We start from the raw sequence: 3,440 nt of genomic DNA, 5'->3' as shown, positions 1-3,440 counted from the left end.
TGGCAGATCATTAACCAACCAAACCCTTCTGCTAAAATTGCTTAAGGTCTTGGGTATGTAATTTAATAATCTCAAAGTTATTTTTTTTGCAATCACAAAGAACATTTCTATTTCTAACATCATAACAAACTTGTTGTATATATTTCATTTAATGAATACTTATACAGTCAGTTTTCTTATATGGTTCTTTCTATATAATTAATTTAACATAATATAAATTATGCGAAGTTGTATTAAATCTGACATACAACCTTTTATATATTGCTCTTTATTACAAAGATCTGTTTTTCTACAGTTTTTATGAAAAAACGCCTGAACATATATTCAGACGTTTTTGCTATGTTCAGTTAATTTTATATATTCTCAAGTAATGATGTATAACCATCATTTAGTAATGGGAATATAAATCCTGATTTTGCATTCAGATCGGTTGCTTCAATATGGAAGGTGGTTGCAGATTTTTCTCGCTTCCACTGATTCTGAGCAAATTTCTTAAAGTATCTGATTACAAATGTCTTAAGTTCTTCTCTTGAAAATTCCTTATATTCTTTTGTAAGTTCATCAAGAATATATTTAGGCTGCATCATTTCAGACTGATGAAGCACATGAATTCTATCAAGAATTACATATGGCATCAGATCTCTTTCATCTGTCTGACCACCAGCACGAAGTTCAGCTGTAGGAGCCTGAGCTGAGATATATGACATATCAGGACAATCAAGCTTTAAGCCATTCTTTTCAATTTCAAGGCCATTATCAGCAATATGCTGATTGATCTTTAGAATTCTGCTCTTTGAAATATCACCAATTGGAGCTACACCACCACAGGTATCACCATCCATTGTGCAGTAACCTACGGCATCTTCTGATGCATTGCATGTTGTAACAAGCAACTTGTTATAACGGTTTGCCATCATCCAGATACCAGGACCTCTTGAACGAGCCTGAATGTTCTGAAGTGTTAAATCGTCGCGATCCCAGTTTAATGGATCACCAGGAGTTGTCTCATTAATAAGTGAAACATACTTTTCAACAAGATCTGCAATTGACCACTCAAAGTGCTTTGCACCAAGATTTGCTGAAACCTTTGAAGCTGCAGTTCTTGTAACTGAGCCTGAAATTGCTGAGCCCTGGTAAACAGTTGTAAGAACCTGTGGCATCATATGCTGTTTAATAAAGGACTGCTCGTCTCCTGTATATGCAGGCACTGTAAATTTGAGTGACTCCATAAAAGTCTTATAATCATCATATCCAAGCTCTTTTAGTGCTGCAATCTGAGCATAACAGATACATGTTGCACAAAGACCTGAATCGGCACCACCTGACATTGATAAAGCAAAACCGTGTGAACGTGTTTTCTTCATCCAGTCAAATAAGCCTAATGATACTGCTCTAACAATGGTGTCATACTCACCTAAATATTCATAAATGCCACTCTCTGCAGTTACTAATGATGCATCAGCAAAACTTAAGAATGAACCTCTTGCAACAAGATTTCCTTTGTTACCAATAATTGCATGTGAGTCGAATATATCAGAGCCACTTTCACAGCCTGATAGATTTGTAGATAAAAGAACACAATCGTATGCTCTTGAAATTTCAAGAAGTTTTGCTTCTCTATCATTGATTGTGTTAAGCTCGTATCTTGTAGCTTCAGGACATACAATAACGTCTGGATTTTCAAGAGTATCAAGATTACCGTCATTGAATACAACTGCAATCTTGTTGTCATCTACATAAATTTCTGATGCTGCATAGAATGATTCAGCACCAATGATAAATGTAAGCTCATTATCAAAAGGTGTGCAGAAATATCTTAGTCTCTGATCTTTTGCATTGTAGAAAGAAACTGGTGTGCTAACACCTAGGATCTTACCTTTTTGCAAAATGACATAAGCATCATATACTCTATTATCAGTTCCTAATAAAGGCAGACCTACACCGACACTTATGCCCTCTGGCAGTTCATATTTGAGATTAAAGAGGGAATTTAGAGCGGCTTTTGTAAGTTCTTGGTGATTGAATAGGTCACCACAGTTATATCCGGTTAAACTTAATTCAGGAAAAGCGACGAATGTAATACCTTTTGCTTTTGCCTGATTTGTTATTTTTAAAATCTTGTTATAATTTCCAGTGATATCTAGAGGAATTGTATTGATGCGACCTAGTGCAAAGCAATTTATATTTGACATGTTAAAATAATCCTCATAAAAATGATATAAGCAAAAATAGCACAAAATTATTAGAAAAACTTAAGCACGCTCCAAAAAAGAGCAACTATTTGAATATAAGGATCCTTTTGTGAACAAAAACAATTATGTAATTTCTGTTGGTCACTGCAGAGAACTTGGTGCAACAATTGAAAAAGATGGCGTAAACTTCGCTTTATGGTGCCCTGATGCAGCAGAAATAGAACTACTTCTTTTTAAAGATAAAGATGACGATGCACCTGAAATCGTTAACCTTTCATCAAACGTATTCAAATCAACATACTTCTGGCATGTTAAGGTTTTAGGCCTTAAGGCTGGACAGATATACGCATGGCGCGTAAAGAAAGCTGTAACAGAAAACAGTAAATCAGTTGAAGTAAACAAGGTTCTGCTCGATCCTTACTCTAAGAGAGTTATCTTCCCAACTGAATATAAGCGTTTCCAGCATGATGATGAAAAAGAGAATTTCAGATGCTCTTTAAAGAGTGCAGTTATTGATATTGATGATTACGACTGGGGTATTGAGACATTCCCACATCATTCTCTTGAAAATACCATCATCTATGAGATGCATGTAAAAGGCTTTACTGCAGATAAGTCATCTAATATAAGTGATGATATCAAGGGTACATACAGAGGTCTTATTGAGAAGATCCCTTATTTAGTTGAGCTTGGCGTAACAACTGTTGAGCTTATGCCTATCTTCCAGTTTGACGAAAATGATGCAAGACCTGGTCACAAGAACTATTGGGGATATTCTCCAATGGCATTTTTTGCACCTCATGACTGTTTCAGCTCTGATAAGTCTATTATGGGACCTATCAATGAATTTAGAGATATGGTCAAAGCTCTGCACAAAAATGGTATTGAAGTAATTCTTGATGTGGTTTACAACCATACATCAGAAGGTGATGAACAAGGTCCTACATACTGTTTTAAGGGATTAGATAAAAACGGTTACTACATCATTAATAATGGTTATCATCAGAACTTCTCAGGTTGCGGTAACTCATTAAATGCAAATCAGCCAGTTGTCAGAAACATGATCTTAGATTCATTGATTTTCTGGCATCAGAAGATGCATGTTGATGGTTTCAGATTTGATTTGGCATCTATTCTTACAAGAGATAAGACAGGTGCTCCGATGAATGACAACTCTACTCTGCTCACCATTGATGCTCATGCAAGTCTTGCAGATGCAAAAATCATTGCTGAACCTTGGGATGCAGG

The 3,440-nt window shown here is 35.7% G+C and carries 2 protein-coding genes; one reads left to right on the top strand and one right to left on the bottom strand.

What is annotated here, in order from left to right:
• Positions 1–353: 353 nt before the first annotated feature.
• Positions 354–2,192: an NAD(+) synthase gene (gene nadE, locus ACJML3_RS08395; RefSeq protein ID WP_406022306.1), complete on the bottom strand. Its 1,839-nt coding sequence runs from the start codon at positions 2,190–2,192 to the stop codon at positions 354–356.
• A gap of 109 nt (positions 2,193–2,301) precedes the next feature.
• Here nadE and ACJML3_RS08390 point away from each other — a divergent pair.
• A partial coding sequence (locus ACJML3_RS08390; protein WP_406022304.1) for an alpha-amylase family glycosyl hydrolase occupies positions 2,302–3,440 on the top strand: 1,139 nt, incomplete at its 3' end.

It is taken from the genome of Succinivibrio sp. (assembly GCF_045124615.1).
Classification (GTDB): Bacteria; Pseudomonadota; Gammaproteobacteria; order Enterobacterales; family Succinivibrionaceae; genus Succinivibrio; species Succinivibrio faecicola.
This window is presented reverse-complemented; position numbering and strand designations above follow the sequence as displayed.